Source organism: Bacillus sp. MSP13 (genome assembly GCF_000815295.1).
In the GTDB taxonomy this organism is placed as follows: Bacteria; Bacillota; Bacilli; order Bacillales; family Bacillaceae; genus Bacillus; species Bacillus vallismortis.
On the sequence record NZ_JXAQ01000003.1, the window covers coordinates 45,853 to 64,765 of the forward strand.

Below are 18,913 nucleotides of genomic sequence, written 5' to 3' on the forward strand. Positions count from 1 at the left end.
CGGGCTTTTTTTACAGAAAAGACCCGGCAGATCACTGCCGGGCTGTTAGTTATGCAAGGGCTGTCTTACTTGCTGTAAAAGAGGATACAAAAATCTTGAGCGGTGGGCTGTTTTGCCGCGTCTGTTGGCGGGACAAGACAAATATAAATGCTGTTCGGCCCGGGTCATGGCTACATATAATAGTCGTCTTTCTTCCTCAAGAGCCGCTTCATCGCCTTTTCTCGCTGTTTCTAGTGAGAAATCGTGCGGTATCGAGCCGTCAACCGCGCCTAACACGTAAACCGTTTTGAATTCAAGGCCTTTTGAGCGGTGAATGGTCATCAGCTGAACGCCGTTTTCATCCGTCTTGTTTTTCTCGGCGGCCCTCATATGGTCTACGTGGGCGAGAAAGTCAGGAATGGTTTTGAATTTTTTGGCGACGACTTTAATGTCACGCAGGTCATCGGAGCCTTTTTCCAGCTTGTTGCCTTCGTTTCCCCGTTTTTTTAAATACTCGGAGAAGCCCATTTTTCCTTCGGCGAAGGTAATTGCCTCAACCGGCTTCATCGTGCGGAGGCTTGCGAAAAATGGCACGATCTTCTTGATTTTATTGAGCTGGAACGGCTTCAGATCAGGGAGCTTGGCCAGCGCTTTAATCATCGAGCAGTCCTCGGTAATCGAGAGCGCCTTCAGTGTGTTCAAAGCGGATTGCTTTAAGAACAAGGCAGGCAGCAAGTGCTTAACCGCCTCAGTGTCATCCTCATTTTGGCTGGCGTACAAGTATGCGAGAATCTGGCGGACAATGCGTCTGCTGTAAAACGATTGGACACCGCGGTCAGCTGTATAAGGAATTGACGAATGATGAAGCCTTTCATATATGGCGCGGCCTCCGCTGTTTGTGCGGTAGAGAACCGCAAAGTCTTCAGGGGCTGCTCCGTTTTGAATTTTTTCTTTGATATCGGATACGACCATTGTGGCCTCTTCTTCTTCGTCATAAGGATAAAACAGCATAGGGACCTGGACGTCATCGCGCGCGGCTTCAAGCATTTTGGCATATCTGTTTTTGTTCTTTTTCACAACGATATCAGCACTGGAAACGATTGGGTGTGTTGACCGGTAGTTTGCGGTTAAATAAATCGTTTTCGCTCCGGGAAAATCCTTCTGAAAATCAAGAATAAAAGATGGATTGCTTCCGCGAAACGCGTAGATAGACTGATCGTCATCACCGACGCAGCACAGGTTTTGCTCAGGGCTGGCGAGCATCTGCATGATTTTATATTGAACCGGGTTAATGTCCTGAAACTCATCAATCAATATATAAGTAAACCGAGATTGATATTGTTCCAGAAGATCCGGCTGATTGATAAACAATTCGTAGCAGGCAGAAGCCATGTCATCAAAGTCAAATTGGTTGTTTTCTTTTTTCTGGCGTTCATAATGTTCATATAATCGATAGACTTGTTTTTCCCACTCATCTTGTAAAGGGATACGTTCATTCGGCACATAAGTGTTTTTCCAAAAGCCGATCTGCTGCAGCGCCTGATCAACGGGGAACTCTTTTTCATCTATGCCTTCTTCATAGAGGGCTTTTTTGATATATTGTTCCCGCTGCCACTCCATTTTCAGCAAATGCTCGCCGTTCCATTTGGCAGAATCATAGTGATACAAGATTTTATAAAAGAAGCTGTGGAATGTTCCGGTGACAAGTCTTCTGACTTTTGCCGGCTGTAATCCGTACTGCTTCGCCATGCGCTCTTTCATTTCGGCGACGGCTTTTGTCGTAAAGGTGACAAGCAGCATATTTTCCGGCGCTATGCCTAAATGTTCGATCATATGGGCGGCACGAGCCGTCAGCACGCGTGTTTTTCCGCTTCCCGCACCTGCAAGCACAAGCAGCGGGCCTTCTGTTTCCGTGACAGCTTTCAACTGATCCGTGTTCAAACCGACAGACGGAAAAAGGCTCGTATCAGGTTCTATTGTTTTTTGGACAAATGCTGTTCCGGGTTTAATGCTTCTTGGCCGCTGCCATTCTGTGACAGCTGGAGACGAGTCAGCGGCAATCGCTTTTCCCTTGGGCAAACGAAAGACACCGGATTCCTGATACTCTTCTGTTTTCTCCTCTTGAGCGGGTTGCGTTCCGCAGGCCTCTTCACATGCCGGAAAGTGGCCTGGCTGGCGGTGGATAAACTCCGGAGGATCAACGATGTTGAGTCTTAACAAAACGGGTTTTCCGCAATGAGAACAAACTAAATGTCCTTTTATTCCTTCTTCAAAGAGGAATTGATAGTGTTCTCTCGAATATGTATGTAAATGTATCGTTCGATCATTCAGTCGGGCGCATTTCAAAAAGGGGTCCTCCCAATCAAAAAAAGGTGTTCAATACAGACAAAGACTATCATAACAAAAGAAACGTGTTTCAAAAAGTATGTTTAAGGGAAAAGAGATAGCAGAAGGGTGGGTATCGTATGATATATGCAGGTCACATTCAAAACCAGCAATACGCTCAATATGCAAATCGAACGATCGGTCATAAGCAGGATTACGCCGGAACCGAAAAAATCAACTATGTTCCATTTCAGCGGGTATACAAGGAACTGGAGAAACAGCAGGAGAATCAAACGGCCGCTGAAAGAAAAGTGAACGAGATGAAACGTAAGCGCTCTCTTTATAAGATGTTGCGAGAAAAAGGGATGGGCACATATATTAATCGATATGTATAAAAAACCGTTCGCATCCAAAGAACGGTTTTTTAAGTGCTTGAAAAAATCCGGATCTTAATAGACCCGGATGCTGTTTAGTCTTTCATCATTTGTACGTGGGGAATGCCGGCATCGAGGAATTCTTTTTCAGAAATCACACGATACCCGTGTTTTTTGTAAAACGGCACAGCATGCGTTTGCGCGTTTAACATGAAGCCGGAAGCGCCGCCGTCCGCAGCCGCTTTTTCGAGCGCTTTCATAATGATGCCGCCGACACCGGAGGAGCGGTGGCTTTTCAATACGCAAATCCGCTCTAACTTTCCGCAGCCGTCCTTCATACGCCATCTTCCGGCACCGACAGGCTTTTCGCCGTCATATACGACGATATGCTCCGACTCATTTTCAAGTTCGTCAATTTCTTCTTCAACAGGCACGTTTTGTTCTTTGACAAAGACTTCTTCTCTTACATAAAATGCGTCTTTCATTTGTTGTTCATTTTTTGCGATAACTGCTTCCAAATATTATTCTCCTTTGCCTAGCAAAAAGGTTTCATATACGGTCCATGATCCGTTTTCAAGCTGGTAAAGTAAGTGAAAACGATCAATGATTTCTTCATGCGACACTTCCTGCATTTTTAATTGTCCCAGAACATCCGAATGCTCATCGTCGGAAAGATTTTGGCCGACCGTCACATGCGGGACAAAAGCGTATTCCTGTTCACCAGCCAGCACACCGGTGTATAGTTTTTCATTGAGTGTTTTTAATTCTTCCGTCGGTTCTGCTTTGATGTAAATGACATTATTGACAGGCGCAAATGAGCTGTATTTTGTCAATTTCAGAACGACCGGATGGGACTCCCTTGCGATGGCTCTCAGATGTGATACTAGCTGATCGGCTTTCTCCTCCGCCAATTCAAACGATGATCTCAGCGTCATATGGGGCGGGATCAAGGAATAGCTCGGATCATAGCGCTTTCTGTATGAGTTCGCAAGGTCTTGGAGTTTTTTTGATGGAAATAAAACGATTCCGTATTTCATATTATGTCCCTCCTGGAAATAAAGTATGATTGAGTATTAAAGCATTTTTTTCAGAGCCGGCGTGATAAGCGGCTGCCAGTATGTCCATTTGTGGTCTCCTTCAAATGGCTCATACTCATAATCTGAAAGCTTCTTCTCCAGCAACTGTTTCAGCTCACGGTTCGGTTCTGTAAAGTCCAGAATGTTCCCGTCAGTCGTGTGGACGTCAGTTTCTTTCGTGCCGATTTGGTGATAAATAGAGAGGTGTTCGATATTGTCCGATTGCTTCACGGCCTCCAATACATGCTTGTCAACATAGGGAGACTGCATAATAATGTTTCCGAACATATTCGGATAATCGAGTGCTGTCATGAGCGATATGGTCGCTCCCAGCGAATCGCCGATCAGCGTGCGTCCGTAGCCGACATGATAAGTAGGATACTCATCATCCGCAAACGGTACGAGCTCATGGGCGATGAACCGTTTATACGCCGAAAATTTGGAGCCTTCCGGATGATAGGTTTTTCTGCGTTCATCAACATCCTTATAAGGCACGCCGATAATAATACTCCGGTCAATTTCACGTTTGGACAGCAATTCCTCGACTTGCCTGCCAATTCTCCCCAGCCTGAAATAATCGTGGCCGTCCTGCGCGATTATGACATGGTATTTATAAAGTGGGGAGTAGTTAGACGGCAGATAAACGAGCAATGTCATTTCCTCGTTAAGCTCTTTCGAAAACAATGTCTTTTCTTGCACGGTGCCGTTTTTCGGTGTCATAATACATTCCTCCAGGACAACTAGACTTTCTCGCATTTTCCATTATTGTACCATGAATTATTAGAAATTTCTCTCTTTAAACCGTTCGGAACTCGAAGAAAAAAGTATTGAAATATACTGCGAATTAAGTTAATATAAAACAATCAGAAAATTGAAATCGATATTTCTTATCGTGAGAGGTGGAGGGACTGGCCCTTAGAAACCTCAGCAACCGGCCTGTTTTGCATATGTGCAAAGTGCCAAGGTGCTAAATCCAGCAAGCGTTTTATGCTTGGAAGATAAGAGGAAGCGTTTAAACCCCTTCTTCTTATGAAGAAGGGGTTTTTTATTTTGAAAAGGGAAGGTGTCAGCTATATGTCACAGCATGTTGAAACGAAATTAGCCCAAATCGGGAACCGAAGCGACGAAGTAACGGGGACAGTGAGTCCTCCTATTTATTTATCAACAGCATACCGCCACAGAGGGATCGGTGAATCAACCGGATTTGATTATGTCCGCACAAAAAACCCGACACGCCAGCTTGTGGAGGACGCGATCGCCAGCTTAGAGAACGGAGCGAGAGGGCTTGCCTTCAGTTCGGGAATGGCGGCCATCCAAACAATTATGGCGCTATTTAAAAGCGGAGACGAACTGATCGTTTCATCCGACCTATATGGCGGCACGTACCGCTTGTTTGAAAATGAATGGAAAAAATACGGCTTGACCTTTCATTATGATGATTTCAGCGACGAAGACTGTTTACGCTCCAAGATAACGCCGAATACAAAAGCGGTATTTGTGGAAACACCGACAAATCCGCTCATGCAGGAGGCGGACATTGAAAAGATCGCCCAGATCACAAAAGAGCACGGTCTTCTGCTGATCGTTGATAATACATTTTACACACCGGTCTTGCAGCAGCCGCTTGAGCTGGGAGCCGACATTGTGATACACAGTGCAACCAAGTATTTAGGCGGGCATAACGACCTGCTTGCGGGGCTTGTCGTTGTGAAAGATGAACAGCTTGGAGAAGAAATGTTTCAACACCAAAATGCCATCGGCGCTGTCCTGCCTCCATTTGATTCATGGCTTCTCATGAGAGGAATGAAGACGCTGAGCCTCAGAATGCGCCAGCATCAGGCAAACGCGCAGGAGCTTGCGGCGTTTTTAGAAGAGCAGGAAGAAATTGCGGATGTGCTGTATCCCGGAAAAGGCGGCATGCTGTCCTTCCGTCTGCAAAAAGAAGAGTGGGTGAACCCGTTTTTAAAAGCGCTGAAGACCATTTGTTTTGCGGAAAGCCTCGGCGGGGTGGAGAGCTTTATTACATATCCAGCCACACAGACGCACATGGATATTCCTGAAGACATCCGTATCGCAAACGGGGTCTGCAATCGTCTGCTGCGCTTTTCGGTCGGAATTGAACATGCGGAAGATTTAAAAGAAGACCTAAAACAGGCGTTATGTCAGGTCAAAGAGGGAGCTGTTTCATTTGAGTAATCACAATTGGACGCTGGAAACCCAGCTCGTGCACAATCCATTTAAAACAGACGGTTCAACAGGGGCCGTCAGTGTGCCGATCCAGCATGCATCAACATTTCATCAATCTTCATTTGAAGAGTTTGGCGCATATGACTACAGCCGCTCAGGCACGCCGACAAGAACAGCTCTCGAAGAAACCATTGCCGCACTGGAAGGCGGAACGAGAGGATTGGCTTTTAGCTCAGGCATGGCTGCGATCTCGACAGCATTTTTACTTCTGTCACAGGGCGATCACGTTCTTGTGACAGAAGATGTATACGGCGGAACCTTCCGCATGGTGACAGAGGTGCTGACACGGTTTGGCATTGAGCATACGTTTGTCGACATGACGGACATTAATGAAGTGGCGCGGAATATCAAACCAAACACGAAGGTCATTTATATGGAAACACCGTCAAATCCGACACTTGGGATTACTGATATAAAAGCGGTGGTTCAGCTCGCAAAAGAAAACGGCTGTTTGACCTTTCTGGACAATACCTTCATGACACCGGCACTGCAGCGGCCGCTTGATCTCGGCGTGGATATTGTGCTTCACAGCGCAACAAAGTTCTTGAGCGGACACAGCGATGTGCTCTCAGGCCTGGCTGCTGTCAAGGATGAAGAGCTTGGAAAGCAGCTGTATAAGCTGCAAAACGCATTCGGCGCCGTCCTTGGCGTGCAAGATTGCTGGCTTGTGCTGCGCGGATTAAAAACATTGCAGGTCCGCTTAGAAAAAGCAAGCCAAACAGCGCAGCGGCTTGCGGAATTTTTCCAGGAGCATCCGGCGGTGAAACGCGTGTATTATCCGGGGCTGGCTGATCATCCGGGCGCTGACATTCATCAAGGCCAGTCGGCGGGAGCGGGCGCCGTGCTATCATTTGAGCTTGAAAGCAAAGATGCCGTTAAGAAATTAGTAGAGAATGTATCACTTCCGGTCTTTGCTGTAAGCCTCGGCGCCGTGGAATCGATTTTGTCTTATCCGGCAACGATGTCTCACGCGGCAATGCCTAAGGAAGAGCGTGAAAAACGCGGCATCACAGACGGCCTGCTCCGTCTTAGCGTGGGAGTCGAACATGCAGACGATTTAGAACGTGATTTCGCACAAGCGCTGAAAGAAATTGCGCCAGTGGCGGTTCGATAAAAAGAAGCCGGGGATGGCCCCGGCTTCTTTTGTTATTCATCATCAGGATTAAGAATCGCGAGGACTTGATGATCCTCCCAAACGCCGTTGATTTTCACATTTTTTCGGGCGATGCCCTCTTTATGAAATCCTGCTTTTTCCAATACACGCATGGACCCGAGGTTGCGGGGCATCACACCGGCTTCAATACGGTGCAGTTTCAATTCGTGAAACGCAAAATCAACAATCAATTTGACGGCCTCTGTCATCAGGCCCTTTCCATTATGGGCTTTGTCTAAAAAATACCCGATGAACGCCGTTTGCAGCGCCCCGCGGATGATTTGAAAGAGCGAAACCGTGCCGATTAATGTATTGTCTGACGCAGTGAAAATGCCGAAATGATACTCTTCATCTTTCTCCAGTCTTTGCTGATACTCTGCTATTCTTTTTCTTTGCCCCTCAACCGTATAGTAATCGTCTGCGCGTATCATGGAGAACTGTTCAAAGAAATCCTGATTTTCGCTTTGCAGTCGCAGATTTTCTTCCGCATCCTTTACTTCTAAAGGTCTTACATAGATGTTTTTTCCTTTTAGCATACAGTAATCTCCCCAATCTTCTTACATTATTCTAAGGAAACTGCAATTATCCTTTTTATAAAAAAGAAGAAAACCAGTTTCCCATAAAGGTGCCGACATAGTTCCCAATTAAGTAGCCGAGCGTACCAACAAGCATGATCGGGGCGACAAGTTCCCGCCATCCCTTGGCAATTGCCATCGCAGCTGCGGTCGTAGGCCCCCCGACAGCAGCGTTGACAGCGAGCAGAATTTCCTCAAACCGCACGCGGAATAATTTTCCGACGGCTAAGGAAACAGTTAAATTGCTGATCGCAACAACTAAGACAAATAATAGAATAAGAGGCGCATTGGTGACGATTAAGCGCAAATCTGCAGGAATGCCAATCACCACAAAAAACAAATAAATCAAAAAGGTTCCAAGCTCCTGAGATCCATTCAGCCTTTCAAAAAAACGCGGGAAAAGAAAAATGATAAGAACCGTTAAAGACGTAAGCATTAGATATTGATCGCCAAGCGTTCCGGTTAACAGGGGATGAGAAAAAAGGCTCTTAAAATAGCCGGAAATCTTCACACTAGCCGCAACAAGCGCAAAAGCAGCACCGGTATTAAAAGCGATATCCTTTAAAGAAATGTCCTTCCGTTTCCAATAGCTTTCTGCACTGTTTCCGCTCTTTCCATCGGCTTTCACTTTTTCTTCAAACGGCATAGCATAATGCCGCTGAAACCATTTCACTGCAGGAATGCTGATTAAGATCAAAAACAAAAGCGCCATCATAATATTATCAGCCACAACGGCAGCCGACACATATTCCCCCGGCGTCTCAAATTTCGCCGCCATCGCCGCAAAATTGATCCCGCCGCCGATATAAGAAGCGCTGATCATTCCGCCGATTTTATCGAGGTAAGGAATATGCTGATTGAACAGAAAAAAAGCAAGGACGCTCCCAAGCACAGTTCCGACGGAGCTAATCAGAAAAATAAACAGCAAACGCCTGCTTTCCTTGAAAATCTGCCGCACATTGATCTGAAACAGCAAAAGGGGAATCGCCAGCGGCACCACATAAGACCAAACAGTATCATATACAGGCGATTCAACAGGAAGAACTCCTATATTTGTAAACACCATAGCACCTAAAAGCGCAATGATAGCGCCAGACACAGCGGACGCCCACTTAAAGCGCTGCTCCAGCCCGATGCTCACTGCTGCCCACACCGCAATAAATCCCCACAAAACCCAAACATCATCAGAAGAAATCAAAAAATGCAATCCTCTATCACCTCTATTATTAGAAAATTAAGACATATTATAATAGCCGATGAACAGAACAGCAAGTCCGAAAAAAAGTTTTTCTAAAAAAGCTGTTGACGAATAGGGGAGGAGGTTATATAATAGAACTTGTCAGAAAGACAATAACATACCCAGCAACACTTACATATCATGATTCCGTAGCTCAGCTGGGAGAGCGCTACCTTGACAGGGTAGAGGTCGCTGGTTCGAGCCCAGTCGGAATCATAGCTTAAACCCTTGCGCAGCAAGGGTTTTTTACTTTGCTTTAATAAAGCCGGTTTATCAAATTCGCGAGTTGTTGGCAAACTGTAGGCGAACTTGATAAAGCGGCTTCAAAATTCATTGACCATATCTCTTTTTAGGGTCAACATTGTTGAATAGTTCAGCTGTCTCATCAGCTGATTTTTTGTTACATGGCCATATCTATCGAATGTAGTTTGATTACTGGAAAGCGACATGAAATCGACAAAGAAGATGAAGGCTGAGTATCAGAAGTAACTAAAAGAATCAAGCCATCCAGGAAACCAAAGATAAAATTAATAAGCTTTCAATGGATGATTCTGACGAAGCGAAAGCTCAATTCAAAGACCTGAAGAAATAGCTCCAAGAACAACAGGAAGCATTAGATGAATTCATTAAAGATCGCAGCAATACAAAACGGAAAGAAGCTCTACAAGATCAGGACGCCATAAATGAGTTTACCTAGACAAGCAGGGCTAGGTCTGTGGAGCTCTTTTTCAGTTTTTGAAATCAGCTGAAAACCCAAAGAAACAGTACAAAACAAAGTTTTCTCTACAAGCTGAATGCTTAACTGGATAGAGCATTTTTTTACTTAATACTCGCATACCTTATCTTTGCATTCGGGTTTTCGGGTAGCATTTACTTTGAATACTCCAACTTCATCATTTGCCTTATCGTATATTCCCCAAATTTTTTTGTCTATGTTCCCGTTTAAATAGCCATTAATTGAAATACCACCCATTGAATTTATTTCATAATCATTGGTGTATTCAATTGACTGGATATCTTTATAGTTTGTTTCAATAAAATCATTCATTCTTTTTTTAGCCAAAGAATACAATTCTTCTTTTTTGCTCCGGCTTCCCGATTTTCATCATATTTATGTTTCATAAATAGCCCCCCAAATGTTAAAATAAAAATTGTTATTATTAGGACAATTATGGACTTTTTCATAAAACCATCCTTTTTTATTAAACTGTGGTTGGAATAACATATAGTTTTTTAAATTTATTGAATAGAATTAAGAAAGATACGAACCTTTGAAAATACTAATGAGTTTTGAAAAGCAATAAACTGTTAGTGTAAGAGAAAATTTTTTCTTTCACTTGTTTTGATTATTGTTATGTTGATTTTTGATGAGGTATGAGAAGGCATAAAAAGTGGAGAGAAGAAAGACCAAGAACATAACCCCTTCACATTATTTGTGAGGGGGTATGTTTTAATACTCACATGGTTTATCCTTCCACTCTGGCTTTTCTTTAGCATCAACATACGATGAAGTTATAGTGTCATTTGAATTATCATAAATTCCCCAAAACTCTTTTTCTTTGTTACCATTCAAATAACCCTCTGCATTAATTCCCCCCATCGGATCTATTTCATATTTGTTTGAGAAATCAATTTTACCTATATCTTTATAGTTGGCATTTATGTAATCAGTCATTCGTTTTTTAGCTTTATCAAATAGCTCTAGTTCTGCAGTCTTAACTTTTTCTTGCTTTTCATCATATTGGTGTTTCGTGTATATTCCCCCAAGTGTTATTAGAGCTAGAGTAGTAAGTATAATTATGGGTTTCTTCATAAAACCATCCTTCTTGCCGTATAATGAGAGTAGACTATCATTATACGAAAAATCTAATTTATTGAAGTGGGTTAAGAAAGGTACCTTCCTTAGATAATACTAATGAGTTTTGAGAAAGCATAAAATGTTCTGTCAGAAAAAATTTTCTTTCACTTGTTTTAATTATTGTTGTATTTATTCGTGATGAGGTATGGAGAAATCATAAAAGACCCCCTCTACACTATGGTGAGGGGGTGTATACTTAATACTCACATAATTTATCTTCGCACTCAGGCTTCTCGGTTGCATCCACAGTGAATGATATAATTTTGTCATTGCCTTTATCATAAATTCCCCAGATTTCTTTTTTCTTATTTCCATTGAGATAACCATTGACTTCAATGCCACCCATTGGGTTTACCTCATAATCATTAGTGTAATCAATTTGTTCAATATCTTTATAGTTTGTTTCAATAAAATCAGTCATTCTTTTTTTAGCTAAGGTATACAATTCTTCTTTTTTTGCTTCTTGCGCTTCGATTTTTCTGTCATGTTGTTCTTTCATGTACAGTCCTGCAAGTGTTATAAGAGCCAGAGTAGTAAGTATAATTATGGCTTTCTTCATTAAATCATCCTTTTAGCCGTAAAATAAGAGTGGATTTATATATTTTGTTTAACATTAAATTAACTGTGGAGAAAATTTTTCTTTCAATTATTTTGATACTTGTAGCATTTATCCTTGATGAGGTATGGAGAAAGCATAAAGGACCCCTCTACACTATGGTGAGGGGCTGTATATTTAATACTCACATACTTTATCTTCGCATCCAGGTTTTGGTTCAGCATCAATTCTAGTCAAGCCTATTTTATTATTGCTGTTATCATATAGCCCCCAGAAATGTTCTTTCTTTTCTCCGTATGTACCTTCCACTGAAATTCCACCCATAGGATCTATTTCGTAATCCTTTGAGAAGTTAATTGGATTAACATTACTATAGTTAGCTTCAAGATAATCAGTCATTCGTTTTTTAGCTTTATCAAATAGCTCTAGTTCTGCAGTCTTAACTTTTTCTTGCTTTTCATCATATTGGTGTTTCGTGTATATTCCCCCAAGTGTTATTAGAGCTAGAGTAGTAAGTATAATTATGGGTTTCTTCATAAAACCATCCTTCTTGCCGTATAATGAGAGTAGATTATCATTTTTTTTAAAATCTAATTTTTTGAAGTGGGTTAAGAAAGGTACCTTCCTTAGATAATACTAATGAGTTTTGAGAAAGAATAAAATGTTCTGTTAGAAAAAATTTTCTTTCACTTGTTTTAATTATTGTTGTATTTTTTCGTGATGAAGTATGGAGAAATCATAAAAGACCCCTCTACACTATGGTGAGGGGTTGTATTCTTAATACTCGCATACATTATCTTCGCACTCAGGCTTCTCGGTTGCATCTACAGTAAATGATCCTATTTCGTCATTAGTTTTATCATAGATTCCCCATATTTCTTTTTTCTTATTTCCATTGAGATAACCATTGATTTCAATGCCACCCATTGGGTTTACCTCATAATCATTAGTGTAATCAATTTGTTCAATATCTTTATAGTTTGTTTTAATAAAGTCAGTCATTCTTTTTTTAGCCAAGGAATACAATTCTTCCTTTTGCTGAGTTTCTTGGGCTTCCATTTTTTTGTCGTGTTGTTCCTTCATAAATATCCCTCCAAGTGTTATAATAACCAGAGCTATAAGGATAATTATGTATTTTTTCATAAAACCATCCTTTCTGTCTTACATTTTACATGAGGGAAGGGGCATTGTACATGAATACAAAGACTGACATACCTAATTTATCAGATAAAGACTATTTTTATCTCAGTCAAAATACATACAGTGAAAAGAAAATGAAAAAAGCCTATGAAAATAAGACTCCCATCGTAAATAAATCAAAAAAAGCTTTTTACGTAGATAAAATCAAAAAAGACCCAGACACGGGGCTAGATGTATACGTCTTTGTCCAAGCCAAGAAAAAAGAAGGTAAATGGGTTAAACCAAAAGAGCCAGAGAACGTAGTAGTAGGCTTTCAAGGAACAAACCAGGAACAAATTAAAGCTGATATTATAAGTGCCGATGGCGGCAACGTAGTAATGGGACAAGACCCTAAGAAAGAAAAATATTTCATTAGGGAAAAAGGTGTTTCTGAGGAAGTAGAATCTGTCGCAAAGTTTATTGGGAGCAAAAAACAATTAAACATGCTTAGCAGCGGAAAGTATGAAATCGTTACAAAAACATCTCAATTTGACCAAGGTGATAAGGTTGTTGCCAATGAAGTGAAAAAGTATGCTGGCACTAAAACAGTAATCTCGACTACAGGTCACTCCCTTGGTGGTGCTGATGCTGAATATGCCGCTGTAAATAACAACGTTTATAGTGTCGCTTTTAACAACCCTTCAATTGTTAAGCTGCATGATGAAGAAACACAGAAGAAAATCAGAAATGGTGAATTTGATACATATCATAAGGCGATTATTAATCCTGATGACATGGTTGGTGCAGGTTGGTTTTTAGAATATGACCGACATAACGGCACTACTATATATACGAAAGATCCAAGTATCGCACGTCAAGATAGGGCTAATAGATTAACCTCGTCTCTAGGCATTCCTGGTATTTTGACCGGTCTGATTACAACGTTTTATGGCCAAGCATTTGCAAAAAATCCCGATACTCATAGTTTAAATGATTCGAATTTTACGTTTGATAAGAATGGTGATATCAAGAGTGTTGACGGCAGCAACGGCGTTTATAACCAGAATATCGAATCGTTCTCATCTTATTCAGGTATGAATGGGCAAACCATTAAAGTGGATGCTAAGTACGCAAAAGAATTAGCTAAACGATTACAGGCAGCTATTGAAGACTTAAAAACAAAGAAACAAGCAATTGAACGATTCCCTCATGATCACAGCAAAATGGTTTATGACGTAAAATCGATTTACGGGAAGAGATTGGGAGAATTCAAAGATCTTGCTCCCAGTGATGTTGATCATGCTGTTTTGTTTCACGCACCCTCTGAAAAAGATGGAGTAGCAGCATTTTATGACTCAGAAGAACAGTACCAAACTGAGGCTTCTCTTCATTATTTGATTAGAGATCTAGAGGATATTAGTGAGTTTATTGTTACAATGGCTGAGGATTTAAAAGATAAGGATAATGAATTAGCCAGCTGGTTACGGTTGTAAGGGGGATCTAGGGTTGGATACAGTTGATTTTTATAGGAAGCTTCAGCAGACTGAGGAATTAAAAAAACTGGTGGGTACAAGTTTAAAAACTCATTGTCAGAATCTAAAAGAAGACACAAAAAACGCATCAGATTTTTCATCAGCCCAACAGGTTATAGCTGAAGTGTATGTTGCTTTACTCTCTTCATTTGAAGGAAAAGCGAAAGAAGCATTAGTGCAAAGGCTTAATGAAAATGCGACTATGCTGACAACTGCCACTGAGAACAGAAGTGCTTTTCTGAAAAGTATTAAGACAAAATAATTAAAACAACCCCTTCACTTTTAGGTGTGAGGGGGTTGTTTTAACTTATGATGTCGCAAATCGGTTTACGTATACCGTTTATCAAATTCGCAGACGGCTGCGAAAATAATTAGTTATTCAATCTCTCTTCTAATTCATGGATACGTCTCTCTAAGCTAGAGAATTTCTTATCGTTATAACTATGATCACGCTCAATGTTCTTGTTAATCAATTTGAGCATCGACATGATTTCTTCAGGTTCGTTTTCCTCTATACGTGTAACTGTATTCTTGATTTCTTTTACATCCTGTTTAACTTCAGCAATATCCTTTGATAACTGCTGAATAGCTTCTAATATTTGTTTCTCCATCCCGTTCACCTCTCCGTACAGTATAACAGCTATTGCAATACTTTTGTTTAAGCCTGTTCAGATTTATCTTCTATAAACTCTACAACTTCCTGAATAGGGCAATCTAAATACTCACAGATCTTAAGGATAACAGTTAACGCCACTACTAAGCCTTTTGACATTTTAGCCAGTGTTGAAGGCGAAATCCCCAAATCCTTCTTTAAGTCACTTCGTGTTTTATCACGCTTTATTGATGTTATTTCCATTGGTTTATAGCTGATTTTCAATTTAATAACACCTCACGTTCGATGAGGTATACCTATTGTATCCCATTTAATATAACATGAACGACATGTAAAATAAATTTCGTTAAAAAGCATTGGCTTATGAGTATATTAAATACAAGAAGTCGAACTTGTATTACGAGGGTGCGCAAAATTGAAACGCATAATCATTCGCAGAAGTGACAAATGAGGATAGGATGCTTTCTGTGTTTCCCTATTTACACATGCATCTGAAAGGTGAAAGCTGTCATTAAGTGCTGACGAAGGATGGGTGTATCGTTTCTGACGATGCAGGACAAGCCACAAGTATCAGGGCTCAAATTTGAGCTTTGAGAACCTGTTAGGGACACTTGGCACAGTAGACTTGTTTGGGGAATAACCAATGGCAAATAGGGTGAACACACGGATACCACAAGTTGATATACAATCAAGTTTCAGTCACCTGCCTGAGTTTGTTTATTTTTTACAAGCAAATTCAGACAGACAACTTGTCCAGACATTGTCTCAACCAATCAAGCAAAAAATCAAAAGAAAAGTCAAGAAGGTATAACATGTAAACCTTCAAACAGTACTCAAAGATAAAACATTACTTAGGCTATTACCAATTGTAAGAGTGGCGCAGAAGTAAAACCTATTAATATATATAATGTCTCAATCTTAAAATAGAAAATAAGTAACTAAGTTGTATAGAAATTCGATTCGTAATATTCATTTTTCGGAAAAAGAGTTTGTGTTTCACTAATTAAAGAGGTGATGAAAATGGCAAAAAGAAAATTAACTATTGAACAAATGAAAAAGAATTTTACAACATGGGTTAGAAGTTTACCTCTAATTACGACAGGAATGTCAGTGGTGTTTGTTCTTGGACAACTGTTAATAGGTTATTTAAAAGGCAAGCCTGTATTTACCGTTGAATTTCTTATTTTCTCAATTGGATTTGTGATCTTTGGAATTGCTATAGGTTTTATTTTAAAATACTTCTATTCAAAGATTGGAGATGTTTGGATAGATAATAGTAAGGATTAAAATACGGTTTTGCTTATTTTAAATATATTATGGTAAGGAAGGAAAGTGTATGAAAAGGTTTGTGCTGATTTTTTAATTGCTATAGTATCTATCATGCCAATAAATGCTTTAGTGATTGGAAATGGAAGTAATGCCAAAACAGAATGTACAACTTGTTAGAAAGAGAGAGACAGAGAACAAATCATCGGAAATTAAAGATGTTTACAATGTCTAAACTGAAGTACTTAGTGAACAAGAGGTAAAAAATGTAGAGCAAATCGCTCTAGATAAGAAAGAAACGTTTAAAAAGCACATTGAAGAATACAAAATGTTGGATTCAAAAACGTAAATTTAAAAGATAAGAGTCTTTTATTCAAAGGCGCTCAAGTTGATAAAAAAGGTACAAAATCTGATTTAGAATTTGTTTATGGGGCTTAAAAAAATGAAGAAGGCGACTCCATAATTTATACTTTGGGTTAGAGCAAAGATACTAAAGAATTTTTTAATTTTAACTTATTAGGAATGCCTAAAAATGCCTAAAGATTTTAATGGCGATTCTGATGAACTCGATGTATTGATCCAAGATAATGATAACTCTTTTAAAATTTATGGGGAAAATTCAGATAATCTTCAGGAGGGGGACTTCCATAGTGTTTGGGGAAAGAATTTTGCCTGTGGAGCGCTAGGTTTATTGACTTGTGTCAACTATTGTGGGGTTGTTGGTTTGATTAATGCTCCAGCTGGTTTCACTTGTGGAGTTGTTTGTGATGTAGCAATGATTGCTGCATGTGCATAGGTTATAAGCTTTGAGGGATGGACAAATTGTCTATCCTTTTTTTAGTTTAGTTTGCAACAGGCGTATTTACATAGTGTATACACCCTTAACTTAATACTATTCTTAGGCACTCTATATATTGTATATAAAGGGAGTAAGTAACGTTTACACCCTAAGAGCAAATCCTCATTTTGGGGATTAACCTAACATATTGACATGTCACAGTGTGATAAAATATGGATTAGTATTCTTGTTATCGCAAGGGGGAGAGAAGGAGGGCACCAATGGATTACTTCAAAGCAGCTATTAAGTCATTCTGTAAGCGACATAATATGTCACCGCAAAAAGCAAGTTTTACAAAAAGCGATGGTTTTATTACTGTAAGTATCAAAAACCATTCGGAAAATGGGATAGATATAGACTGTTTCAAAGTCCTTGACTGTATATTTAACATAATTGGGTCTAGAGAAATTAAATTTCGCCAAACAATCTTTATGTTCGCAGACTCTGAAAAAGTAGATAGAGTAACTGTTTCTTTTGAAGAAAAAGATTATAAAGCCTTAAACGTATTTTTTTCATAACAGGGTAGCAGTCACAGATGGATAGAGCATCTGAATGTTATATTATGGATATCAGAGTGAATGATTCGTTCAGTGAAGTATCTACAAAACCCCATTTGTAAAGTCCGAAATGGGGTTATTTCTTAATATCATATTAAGTTGCTGCTCTATCTGCGACCTTATAAGTGGACTGCTCAGAAAGAGCGTATGAAGCGCTAGATACTCCAACAATGCCAAGCAAGAGTGCTAAACAAATTGCAATTTTACATTTTTTCATTTAAATGCTTCCCCCTTTGAATTTGTTTGCGTGCTTCAATTGCCATTTGATAAAAATCGACCGCATCATGTCTGTCTTCTTTATTGGTCAAAAAATCAGCAACAGCAACAGCGTATTCTTCCATATCACCATAAAGGTTTTTATCTTTGAAGAACTTGAACATTTCTCTAAGTGTTTGTAAGTCGAATGATAAATAAAGACCTTTAACCAGTTTTAATTTCTCTGTTACTTCCTGATTGTTGTGTCTGAAAGCGACCTTCTGACCTTCCTGGTACAATTCTAAAGCAGCCTTTAAATCATTCTTCTTTGCTTTGACATATGCTATATTAAAAATCGCTTTAGACTCATAAATGTGTTTTCGATCCCTATGAATTTCATAGGCGATTTGAAAATGTTTCTCAGCATTGTCAAGTTCTTCAAGGTTATTATAACATAAACCGACATTAAAATGAGCGGAACCAATTAAATGTTGCTCTCCTATTTTTATAGCATCATCTAAAGCCTTTTGAGCTGTTTCTAAAGCATCCTCATAACACATTTTATCTAGCCAGTTTCCCAAAATAACAAACTGACATTGGACCATTTCTTTGCCGTATGTAAGATTCCCCTGAGCATCTTTTTGCTTTTTAAATATAGAGTATGCACGCTGAGCATAATTCTTTGAGAAATGAGTCTCTTTCATATAGTAATAGACTTCTGACACTTTGAAATAGAACTCTGCCTTATCTGTATTTGCGTTTTCGTCTAATAAATCAAGATATTTTTCAGCTTCTCGATAATATGTTAAAGCAATAACTAAATCTCTTGTTCTGAAATGATACATACCAGTGAAAAAGTGATAATAGAACTCAATTGTATTCGAAAGAGATTCAGGAGCCATACTTTCCCGTGTCTTTTTGAGATCAGAATAAACACAATCTATATTTTTAACAGAGTCAGGCTCGAGATACGACAGCATTATTTCGTGCCGTAGCTTTAATAGCTGAAGATAGACTGCTACCTTTTCATTTTTCTCCATCATATCAAATTCTTTTTCAACTTTTTGTTTCATTTCTTTTGCTTTCTCAACTCGGCCCTGCTTTATTACAACATACCAATGATTAATGTCTGTGGTTACGTAATGATATGGGATTAAATCCGAAACAGACAATCGAATACTTCCTTTTATTTACATATATTTAATATTATACCACTACGGGCGCCCTCTAATAGAACCATTCTTCGAAATAACTTTCTATTTAGACTAAAACAAAGGTCAGAATAAGCATAATAAGGACCAAATCGTCTGATACGAATCCTTTAGCTTGATTCAGAAATTATAGAAAGTTGGTTTAAAAAGGCTCCCAATGTCGTTTATGATTTATAAATGACAATTATCATGAAAATGTCAT

At 39.8% G+C, this 18,913-nt stretch carries 22 protein-coding genes, 1 tRNA gene, 2 pseudogenes and 1 riboswitch; of the genes and pseudogenes, 11 read left to right on the forward strand and 14 right to left on the reverse strand.

The window, feature by feature from the left end; genetic code table 11:
- Positions 1-45 precede the first annotated feature (45 nt).
- Positions 46-2,325 carry an ATP-dependent helicase gene (locus SC79_RS01570; RefSeq protein WP_039073582.1) on the reverse strand — a complete coding sequence of 760 codons (2,280 nt, stop codon included), beginning with the start codon at positions 2,323-2,325 and terminating at the stop codon, positions 46-48.
- 119 nt (positions 2,326-2,444) lie between these two features.
- Here SC79_RS01570 and SC79_RS01575 point away from each other — a divergent pair, with 119 nt between their 5' ends.
- Positions 2,445-2,699 carry a hypothetical protein gene (locus tag SC79_RS01575; protein ID WP_010329415.1) on the forward strand — a complete coding sequence of 85 codons (255 nt, stop codon included), beginning with the start codon at positions 2,445-2,447 and terminating at the stop codon, positions 2,697-2,699.
- Between the two features lie 74 nt (positions 2,700-2,773).
- On the opposite strand, the gene SC79_RS01580 is transcribed toward SC79_RS01575, so the two are convergent.
- From SC79_RS01580 to SC79_RS01590, 3 genes are read right to left on the reverse strand one after another with little or no spacing between them, the layout of a single operon-like run.
- Positions 2,774-3,196, reverse strand: coding sequence for a GNAT family N-acetyltransferase (locus SC79_RS01580; RefSeq protein ID WP_039073583.1), 423 nt, complete (start codon positions 3,194-3,196; stop codon positions 2,774-2,776).
- A 3-nt stretch (positions 3,197-3,199) separates the two neighbouring features.
- Complete coding sequence (locus SC79_RS01585) at positions 3,200-3,715, reverse strand: YjcG family protein (RefSeq protein WP_039073584.1); 516 nt, start codon at positions 3,713-3,715, stop codon at positions 3,200-3,202.
- Positions 3,716-3,751: 36 nt separating this feature from the next.
- The gene (locus SC79_RS01590; RefSeq protein WP_039073585.1) at positions 3,752-4,474 is read right to left on the reverse strand and encodes an esterase family protein; all 723 of its coding nucleotides are present in this window, start codon (positions 4,472-4,474) and stop codon (positions 3,752-3,754) included.
- A gap of 164 nt (positions 4,475-4,638) precedes the next feature.
- Positions 4,639-4,759: riboswitch (SAM riboswitch) on the forward strand.
- Positions 4,760-4,828: 69 nt separating this feature from the next.
- Here SC79_RS01590 and metI point away from each other — a divergent pair.
- Complete coding sequence (metI, locus tag SC79_RS01595; protein ID WP_039073883.1) at positions 4,829-5,950, forward strand: cystathionine gamma-synthase/O-acetylhomoserine thiolyase; 1,122 nt, start codon at positions 4,829-4,831, stop codon at positions 5,948-5,950.
- Complete coding sequence (gene metC, locus SC79_RS01600) at positions 5,943-7,115, forward strand: cystathionine beta-lyase (protein WP_039073586.1); 1,173 nt, start codon at positions 5,943-5,945, stop codon at positions 7,113-7,115. The genes metI and metC overlap by 8 nt, the downstream gene beginning before the upstream one ends.
- 32 nt (positions 7,116-7,147) lie before the next feature.
- Here metC and SC79_RS01605 read toward each other — a convergent pair whose 3' ends face one another.
- Together SC79_RS01605 and SC79_RS01610 are read right to left on the reverse strand one after the other, a co-directional pair.
- Positions 7,148-7,690, reverse strand: a complete 543-nt coding sequence (locus SC79_RS01605) for a GNAT family N-acetyltransferase (RefSeq protein WP_039073587.1) — start codon at positions 7,688-7,690, stop codon at positions 7,148-7,150.
- A gap of 55 nt (positions 7,691-7,745) precedes the next feature.
- Positions 7,746-8,936, reverse strand: coding sequence for a DUF819 family protein (locus SC79_RS01610; RefSeq protein WP_039073588.1), 1,191 nt, complete (start codon positions 8,934-8,936; stop codon positions 7,746-7,748).
- A gap of 173 nt (positions 8,937-9,109) precedes the next feature.
- On the opposite strand from SC79_RS01610, the gene SC79_RS01615 reads away from it, so the two are divergent.
- Both SC79_RS01615 and SC79_RS21635 read left to right on the forward strand, forming a co-directional pair.
- Positions 9,110-9,182 (forward strand) — tRNA-Val (locus tag SC79_RS01615).
- A gap of 277 nt (positions 9,183-9,459) precedes the next feature.
- Positions 9,460-9,639 (forward strand): annotated as a pseudogene (locus SC79_RS21635) (hypothetical protein); the annotation flags it as partial.
- A 150-nt stretch (positions 9,640-9,789) separates the two neighbouring features.
- On the opposite strand, the pseudogene SC79_RS20860 reads toward SC79_RS21635, so the two are convergent.
- The 5 genes and pseudogenes from SC79_RS20860 to SC79_RS01640 form a co-directional block, all read right to left on the reverse strand.
- A pseudogene (locus SC79_RS20860) lies at positions 9,790-10,151 on the reverse strand (DUF1433 domain-containing protein).
- Between the two features lie 265 nt (positions 10,152-10,416).
- Complete coding sequence (locus SC79_RS01625; RefSeq protein WP_039073589.1) at positions 10,417-10,779, reverse strand: DUF1433 domain-containing protein; 363 nt, start codon at positions 10,777-10,779, stop codon at positions 10,417-10,419.
- Positions 10,780-11,020: 241 nt separating this feature from the next.
- Complete coding sequence (locus SC79_RS01630) at positions 11,021-11,383, reverse strand: DUF1433 domain-containing protein (protein ID WP_039073590.1); 363 nt, start codon at positions 11,381-11,383, stop codon at positions 11,021-11,023.
- A 174-nt stretch (positions 11,384-11,557) separates the two neighbouring features.
- Positions 11,558-11,917 carry a hypothetical protein gene (locus SC79_RS01635; protein WP_039073591.1) on the reverse strand — a complete coding sequence of 120 codons (360 nt, stop codon included), beginning with the start codon at positions 11,915-11,917 and terminating at the stop codon, positions 11,558-11,560.
- 240 nt (positions 11,918-12,157) lie between these two features.
- Positions 12,158-12,523: a DUF1433 domain-containing protein gene (locus tag SC79_RS01640; RefSeq protein ID WP_039073592.1), complete on the reverse strand. Its 366-nt coding sequence runs from the start codon at positions 12,521-12,523 to the stop codon at positions 12,158-12,160.
- Positions 12,524-12,573: 50 nt separating this feature from the next.
- Between SC79_RS01640 and SC79_RS01645 the strand changes: the two genes are divergently transcribed.
- Both SC79_RS01645 and SC79_RS01650 read left to right on the forward strand, forming a co-directional pair.
- On the forward strand, positions 12,574-13,992 hold the full coding sequence (locus tag SC79_RS01645) for a hypothetical protein (RefSeq protein WP_039073593.1): 1,419 nt from the start codon (positions 12,574-12,576) through the stop codon (positions 13,990-13,992).
- A gap of 13 nt (positions 13,993-14,005) precedes the next feature.
- Positions 14,006-14,293: a hypothetical protein gene (locus SC79_RS01650; protein WP_039073594.1), complete on the forward strand. Its 288-nt coding sequence runs from the start codon at positions 14,006-14,008 to the stop codon at positions 14,291-14,293.
- A 109-nt stretch (positions 14,294-14,402) separates the two neighbouring features.
- Here the strand turns inward: SC79_RS01650 and SC79_RS01655 are convergent, their stop codons facing one another.
- Complete coding sequence (locus SC79_RS01655; RefSeq protein ID WP_052245549.1) at positions 14,403-14,642, reverse strand: hypothetical protein; 240 nt, start codon at positions 14,640-14,642, stop codon at positions 14,403-14,405.
- A gap of 47 nt (positions 14,643-14,689) precedes the next feature.
- A complete protein-coding gene (locus SC79_RS01660) occupies positions 14,690-14,914 on the reverse strand; it encodes a helix-turn-helix domain-containing protein (RefSeq protein ID WP_039073596.1) in 225 nt (74 codons plus the stop codon).
- A 750-nt stretch (positions 14,915-15,664) separates the two neighbouring features.
- Here SC79_RS01660 and SC79_RS01665 point away from each other — a divergent pair.
- The 4 genes from SC79_RS01665 to SC79_RS01675 all read left to right on the forward strand — a co-directional run bounded on the left by SC79_RS01665 (position 15,665) and on the right by SC79_RS01675 (position 17,266).
- Positions 15,665-15,931 carry a hypothetical protein gene (locus SC79_RS01665; protein ID WP_039073597.1) on the forward strand — a complete coding sequence of 89 codons (267 nt, stop codon included), beginning with the start codon at positions 15,665-15,667 and terminating at the stop codon, positions 15,929-15,931.
- A 45-nt stretch (positions 15,932-15,976) separates the two neighbouring features.
- Positions 15,977-16,090, forward strand: a complete 114-nt coding sequence (locus SC79_RS21640; protein ID WP_082022500.1) for a putative immunity/bacteriocin fusion bifunctional protein — start codon at positions 15,977-15,979, stop codon at positions 16,088-16,090.
- Between the two features lie 352 nt (positions 16,091-16,442).
- On the forward strand, positions 16,443-16,706 hold the full coding sequence (locus SC79_RS01670) for a putative immunity/bacteriocin fusion bifunctional protein (protein ID WP_039073598.1): 264 nt from the start codon (positions 16,443-16,445) through the stop codon (positions 16,704-16,706).
- A gap of 263 nt (positions 16,707-16,969) precedes the next feature.
- The gene (locus SC79_RS01675; protein WP_039073599.1) at positions 16,970-17,266 is read left to right on the forward strand and encodes a hypothetical protein; all 297 of its coding nucleotides are present in this window, start codon (positions 16,970-16,972) and stop codon (positions 17,264-17,266) included.
- A 242-nt stretch (positions 17,267-17,508) separates the two neighbouring features.
- On the opposite strand, the gene SC79_RS01680 is transcribed toward SC79_RS01675, so the two are convergent.
- Positions 17,509-18,672 carry a response regulator aspartate phosphatase gene (locus tag SC79_RS01680; RefSeq protein WP_039073600.1) on the reverse strand — a complete coding sequence of 388 codons (1,164 nt, stop codon included), beginning with the start codon at positions 18,670-18,672 and terminating at the stop codon, positions 17,509-17,511.
- Between the last annotated feature and the right edge of the window lie 241 nt (positions 18,673-18,913).